Origin of the sequence: Desulfosarcina sp. (assembly GCF_046496365.1) — a bacterium.
Taxonomy (GTDB): domain Bacteria; phylum Desulfobacterota; class Desulfobacteria; order Desulfobacterales; family Desulfosarcinaceae; genus Desulfosarcina.
This window is the reverse complement of the sequence record NZ_JAWOHB010000155.1, coordinates 1-6,708: the sequence shown is the minus strand read 5'-3', so window position 1 is coordinate 6,708 and position 6,708 is coordinate 1. Positions and strand designations below refer to the sequence as shown.

Genomic DNA, 6,708 nt, shown 5'->3' with positions numbered 1-6,708 from the left:
CGCACAATAATGAAGATGGAGCGCCTATCGCCGGAATGAAGATGGAGCGCCTATCGCCGGTTTTCATTTCGCAGCCGGCCTGCCCATGGGCGCAAGCGTGCCGTCCCCCCCCTCCCGTGGATACCCATCGCCCCCGCCTGCAAAACACCTCAAATGTGTTGTCGGCTTCCTGTCCAGGCTAAAAAATTGATCCTATCCCTGTTGTATGATATTGTTTAAAAGCACTACACTAAAGGAACAACTCGAAGCCGAACGGTCCTGTTTTCAGTAAAATACAAGCTGGAAACCAACACTCCCCGGGGAACCTCAAGGCCGTGGATCTGGTCGGTGTGGAACTCCTGGCTATGGAAAACAGGACACCGCTCAACCCGACAGGGGGGCCAATCATGAACAAACCTTCCGGTTCGAAGACAACGTCCAAGAAGCGCAAGAAAGGGTCCGCGGTGTCCGAGCCGTCGGATTCGCCCCAGCCGAAAACGAGGCAACCGTTTCCCATCGTCGGCATCGGCGCCTCGGCCGGAGGACTCGAGGCCCTGGAGCTGTTTCTGAAGCAGGTGCCGGAAGGCAGCGGCCTGGCCTATGTCGTTGTCCAGCACCTGGACCCGACCCACAAGGGGATCTTGGTGGAACTGCTCCAGCGCACCACCCCCATGCCGGTCGTCCAGGTCAAGGATCAACTGCGGGTCGCGCCGGACAGCGTTTATGTGATTCCGCCCAATAGAGACATGTCCATCCTGCACGGCGTCCTTCACCTGCTGGAACCGGCCGCGCCCCGGGGACTGCGCCTGCCCATCGATTTTTTTTTCCGTTCCCTGGCCGATGACCGCCAGGCCCTGAGTATCGGCGTCATCCTGTCGGGCATGGGGTCCGACGGTACCCTGGGGCTCAGGGCCATCAAGGAGAAGGCCGGCGCGGCCTTTGTGCAGGAGCCGGAATCGGCCAAGTTCGACGGCATGCCGCGCAGCGCCATTGCCGCGGGCCTGGCGGACGTGGTCGCCCCGGTGGAAGAACTGCCGGGCAGGATCGCCGCCTTTCTGAAACACGTGCCGCTTGACACCAAGCCCGATCCGGTCACGGAGGGCAAAACCCAGAGCGCCTTGGAGAAAATTATCATCCTGCTCCGGACCCGGACCGGACAAGATTTTTCTCTGTACAAAAAGAGCAGCACCTACCGCCGCGTCGAGCGGCGCATGGGCCTGCATCAGATCGACAAGATCGATCGCTATGTCCGGTTTCTGCGCGACAACCCCAAGGAGGTCGATCTGCTCTTCAGGGAACTGTTGATCGGCGTCACCAGCTTTTTCCGCGATCCTCCGGCATGGGAACAACTCAAGAATGACATCATCCCGGACCTGCTGGCGAACCATCCTCTGGGAGGGGTGTTGAGGGCCTGGGTGTGCGGCTGTTCCACCGGGGAGGAAGCCTATTCCCTGTCGATGGTCTTCAAGGAGGCAATGGCGCAGGTCAAGCCGGTCGCCAACTTTTCACTCCAGGTCTTTGCCACGGACCTGGACAAGGACGCCATCGACAAGGCGCGCGTGGGCATCTACCCGGCCAACATCGCCGCCGATGTCTCCGAGGAGCGCCTGAGCCGCTTCTTCGTCCAAGACGAGAACGGGTACCAGGTGAACAAGGAACTCCGTGAGACGGTGATCTTCGCCCCCCATAACGTCATCATGGATGCGCCCTTTACCAAACTGGATCTCCTGACTTGCCGCAACCTGATGATCTATCTGGGCCAGGAGATGCAAAAGAAACTCATCCCCCTCTTTCACTACAGCCTCAATCCCGGCGGCGTGCTGTTTCTGGGCAGCGCGGAGACCATCGGCACTTTTACCAGGCTCTTTACGCCCCTGGAGGGAAAAACGCGTTTTTACCGGAAGGGCTCCACTCCCCAGGGGGTGGAGCCGATTGAATTTCCATCCAGGTTCGTCGCCCGCCCGCCGACTGCGGCGAGCCTCCGGGAGCCGACACGGACGCCCGGGCCCAACCTCCAGTCACTGGCCGAACAGTTTCTGCTGCACCACCATTGCCCGGCGGCCGTGTTGACCAACGACCAAGGCGATATCCTCTATATCAGCGGGCGCACGGGCAAGTACCTGGAGCCGGCGGCGGGCAAGGCCAACTGGAACATCTTTGCCATGGCGCGCGAAGGGCTGCGCTACGGGCTGAACAACGCCTGGCACGCGGCACTGCATCAAAAGCAGCCCATCAGCCAGAAGGGCGTGAAGGTGGAAACCAACGACGGGGGGCAGGCCGTGGACATCACCGTTCAGTCGATATCCGAACCCGCGGCCCTGCAAGGGATGGTGATGTGCGTCTTTAAGGACGCGGCCACTCCCCCTGAAACCAAGGCCGCGGGCAAAACCCCACGGGCTTCGGCGCGCGGCGCCGACCTGGCGGCAGCGGAGCATGAAATTCAAGATGCCCGCGAAGAAATTCAGGCCTGCCGCGAACAGATGCAGACTTCCCAGGAGGAGTTCAAATCCGCCAACGAGGAGTGGCAGTCCGCCAACGAGGAGCTGCAGAGCACCAACGAGGAGCTGACCACCTCCAAGGAAGAGATGCAGTCGCTCAACGAGGAACTGCAAACGGTCAACCACGAACTTCAGGCCAAGATGGACGAGTTGTCGTGGGCCAACAACGACCTGAAGAACCTGCTCAACAGCACCGACATCGCAACCCTGTTTCTGAACGACGCGCTCGCGGTGCGTCGCTTCACCACCCAGGCCACGAAGATCATCAAACTGATCCCCGGAGACGCGGGCCGGCCCGTCACGGACATCGCTTCCGACCTGGACTATCCGGAAATGGCGGCGGATGCGCGGGAGGTGCTGCGCACCCTGATCTTCGTCGAAAAACAGGTCCCCACCCACGACGGGCGTTGGTTTCTGGTGCGCATCATGCCATACCGCACCATCGAGAATCGGATCGACGGCGTGGTGATCACCTTTTCCAATATCACCGAGGCCAAGACGCTGGAGGCCCAATTGCGGCAGACCCTGGCCAGTGGTGGAAAACGCACGCAAAAGAAACGCGATGAAAAATAAAGCGAACCCTCCGCCGGAGGCCGCCGAATTGCGGCGCCGGGCCGAAGCGCGCCTGAAAGCCACTGCGACGCTTGCCGCGGCGGACCGGGAAGGTTTGGATCCGCGGCGGCTCGTGCACCAATTGCAGGTCCACCAGATCGAACTGGAGATGCAAAACGAAGAGCTGCGCGAGTCGCGGGCGCAGTTGGAGGAATTGCTGGAGCGCTATGGCGAGCTTTACGATTTCGCCCCGGTGGGCTACCTGACCCTTGGCCGCAACGGGACGATACAGCAGGTGAACCTGGCCGGGGCGCACATTCTGGGCGTGGCGCGCACGGGTTTGCAGGGACGACGTTTGGGGGTGTTCATCGATGCGCGGGAACGCTCCGGTTTCAACGCCTTTCTGGAAAAGACATTTGCAAGCCAATCGCAAGAGGAGTTGGAGGTAACGCTTCTGCTTGAAGGCCGGGGACCTTTATACGCGCACCTGACAGGCGTGGTATCGCGGAACGGGCAGGAGTGTCGCGTCACCATGATGGACATCACGGCGCGCAAGCAGGCGGAAGCCGAAACCAAACGTCTGGCCAGTTTTCCAATCTTCAATCCCAGACCCATCGTTGAAGTGGATGTGGCGGGGCGCGTGTGTTTTTGCAATCCCGCCGCCGAGAAGATGCTGCCCGATCTTCGTGAACGCGGACCGGCGCATCCATGGTTTGCGGATTGGGAAGCGGTGATCGGCACCTTGCGCGAGGGACCGGACGCGCCGATGGTGAGGGAAGTGCCGGTCGACGGGAAATGGTACCAGCAAACGATCCACTTTGTGGACGGTGACCGGCGCCTTCGCATCTACGGGGCGGACTTTACCTTGCGCAAACAGGCCAACGAGGCGCTGCTTAAAGCCTATGCGGAAGTTGAAGAGCGGATCGAAGAGCGAACGCAGGAACTCAGCCTGGCGAATAAAAAATTATCTGCGGAAATCGACCAGAGAAAACAGGTGCAAGAGGCCCTGCACGCAAAAACCTTGGAATTGAGAGATAAGGCCATCGGTCTTCAAGAAGCCAACGTGGCGTTGAAGGTTATGCTTCAGCAAAGGGATGCGGACAAAAGGGAGCTTGAACAAAAGGTGCTGCTCAACGTCAATCAAATGGTGGTTCCCTATTTAAGAAAGCTCAAACAGAAGAAACAATTGGATGCCAAGGCGATGGCCTATATCAACATCCTGGAGTCCAATCTCGACGGAATCGTGTCCCCGCTGGCGCGCAACCTGGGGTCCATGCTATTGCGGCTTTCTGCTACCGAACTTGAAATTTCAAATTTTGTGCTCCAGGGACAAAGCACAAAGCAAATCGCGGCAACCATGAACGTGGCGCAAAGCACGATCGACTTCCACCGCAACAATATCAGGGCGAAGCTGGGCCTCAAAAACAAGAAAATCGGCCTGCGGACTTTCCTGACATCCCTCCAATAGTGCCCCTCCACAAACGGCATCCCCGATGAGCAACTCCTGATCTCAGGCTTCCGGCCCATCTCCGCGTTCTGCCATTTTTGAAATCGGGGCGCCGCGTCCGCGCCGCCCCGCACGCATCGCGTGATCCCTCGTGCAGATGGGCCTGAAACAATATCTGGTTTATCCCCATATTCCCCACATGATAATCCCATCTGGCATCGCTCCTCCACGGTGATAATATTGATCGAAACGATAGGGTGCGGCGTCGAGTCTACCGATACCCTCCTGCTCAAATTGCGCCGCCGCCTTCAATTAGCGAAAATGGATTAATGCGGGGGCACCATTTTCTTCATGTTCGCTTGGCCCCCTGGAGAAACGATTTCACTCTATGCAGGCGAAAGCGGAATGCAGCGGAATCGAAGTTTCAGCCATGAGTATATCATCAGGATTGGAAAGCATTCGCAAGAGCAGGGATCATCCTGAAGAAAGAAATGGAGGCAGATATGGGACCGGTCAAAGGCTCTGCCAATATGAGGGATAATAGAAAAGAAGAAAATGACAGGTTCCGAATGGAACCCCACCTCAAGCGGGGCCAGGATCTGACTGCCATTGCCACGCTGGCCGGCGGGATCGCGCATCAATTCAACAATGCGCTTTTTGTGATTACCGCAAGTCTTGAGCTGCTTGAGATGAAGCTGCCCCGGGATGCCGGCGGCGCAGCGCACATAAAGCCGATGCGGGACTCGGCCTTTCGGATGGCCCAGTTGACGCGCCAGTTGCTCTACTATGCCAGAGGCGGGAGTTATCAGGTCGAACCGATCTCCTTGAGCGATCTCGTGCGTGAAAAACTCGCCTTGCTGCGGCGCGATCTGGAGTCTTTTATCCAAGTGAAGACCGATCTGCAAAGCGACTGCTGGAAGGTCCAAGCCGATGGGATCCAGATCCAGGCGATACTGTCCGCGCTTTTATCCAACTCCGTGGAAGCGATGGATGGCGAAGGTCGGATAAAAATCGCCTGCCGGAACAAAATGCTGACGGGCATGGAAACCGAAAGTGCTCCGGCCCTGGCTCCCGGGCCATATGTCCGCATGACCATCGATGATAACGGCAAGGGCATGGACGAAGAAACGCGCAAACGAGTTTTCGAACCTTTTTTCACAACCAAATTTGTGGGCCGCGGACTTGGGTTGGCGGCGGTTTATGGCATCGTGAAGAACCATAACGGCTGGATTGCGGTTCAGTCGCAACCGGCCCGGGGAACAACCGTAGACATCTACCTCCCGGCCGTTCTCGACGCCCAAGAAAGCGTGTCGAAGAGTGCAACCGCGGCCAGACCCGCGCGCGTGCGGGTCAAGAAGCCTCGCAAGGTGCCTGCTTACGCGCCTGCCTCGGGTTTGGAGACACACGACCCCTCACACAAAGGACACCCTCATGTATAGGCATCATCATCCGCCACAGCCCGGGCCCCAGAGCCTTCCCGGCGAAAATAAGCGGCTTGAGCCATGCAGGAAGACAGGGTGAGAAAAGCAAATGCACTCGATCGTCTCTGAAAATTTCGACAATCTCTTGGGTTCGGTGCGTGAACCCTTGATGGTGCTCGATTCCGACCTGAATGTTGTGAAGGCCAATTCTTCCTTTTACCACACTTTTGGCGCCGATCCCGAACAGACAGAGGGGCTGTTGATCTACGATCTGGGCAATCGGCAATGGGACATCCCCAAGCTCAGGGAATTGCTTGAAGAGGTCCTTCCTCAAAATAGCAGTTTTCATGATTTCGAGGTGGAGCACATCTTCAAGACTATCGGCCGCAAGATCATGCATTTGAATGCCAGGCGCATCTGCAGCGAAGACGACCAAACCCAACTGATTCTTTTGGCCATCGAAGATGTCACCGAGCGTGAATATTACAAAAGACATCTTGAAGATATTGTCGAACAACGAACGGCCGAACTCAAGGGGGCAAACCGGGCGTTGGAGATCAGTCGGCAGAAAGCCGAGGCCGCCCTTTCTGAAATCAGGGTCTTGAAAGATCAGCTTGAAGCTGAGAGATCTTATCTCCAGGAGGAAATCAAACAAGGATACAATTATGAGAACATGGTCGGGCAAAGCGATGCCATCAACTATGTGTTTTTCAAAATTGAACAGATCGCTGCCACTGACACCAACATCTTGATCCCGGGCGAAACCGGCACCGGCAAGGAACTTGCTGCGCGCGCCATTCACGGGTCGAGC

4 protein-coding genes are annotated in these 6,708 nt (G+C 57.7%); all 4 read left to right on the top strand.

Annotated features, from left to right (window positions below; all coding sequences use genetic code 11):
- The first annotated feature begins 386 nt into the window (after nucleotides 1-386).
- The gene (locus R6V78_RS15345) at nucleotides 387-3,050 is read left to right on the top strand and encodes a chemotaxis protein CheB (protein WP_410290251.1); all 2,664 of its coding nucleotides are present in this window, start codon (nucleotides 387-389) and stop codon (nucleotides 3,048-3,050) included.
- Nucleotides 3,040-4,497 (top strand): LuxR C-terminal-related transcriptional regulator, encoded by a 1,458-nt coding sequence (locus R6V78_RS15340; RefSeq protein ID WP_410290250.1) that lies wholly within the window; start codon nucleotides 3,040-3,042, stop codon nucleotides 4,495-4,497. The genes R6V78_RS15345 and R6V78_RS15340 overlap by 11 nt, the downstream gene beginning before the upstream one ends.
- Before the next feature lie 548 nt (nucleotides 4,498-5,045).
- Complete coding sequence (locus R6V78_RS15335) at nucleotides 5,046-5,915, top strand: sensor histidine kinase (RefSeq protein ID WP_410290249.1); 870 nt, start codon at nucleotides 5,046-5,048, stop codon at nucleotides 5,913-5,915.
- A gap of 91 nt (nucleotides 5,916-6,006) precedes the next feature.
- A partial coding sequence (locus R6V78_RS15330; RefSeq protein ID WP_410290248.1) for a PAS domain-containing protein occupies nucleotides 6,007-6,708 on the top strand: 702 nt, incomplete at its 3' end.

Bases quoted from the DNA above. Each gene is read 5' to 3' on its own strand.
- R6V78_RS15345 (WP_410290251.1), top strand. From the start codon at position 387: ATGAACAAACCTTCCGGTTCGAAGACAACGTCCAAGAAGCGCAAGAAA.
- R6V78_RS15340 (WP_410290250.1), top strand. From the start codon at position 3,040: ATGAAAAATAAAGCGAACCCTCCGCCGGAGGCCGCCGAATTGCGGCGC.
- R6V78_RS15335 (WP_410290249.1), top strand. From the start codon at position 5,046: ATGGAACCCCACCTCAAGCGGGGCCAGGATCTGACTGCCATTGCCACG.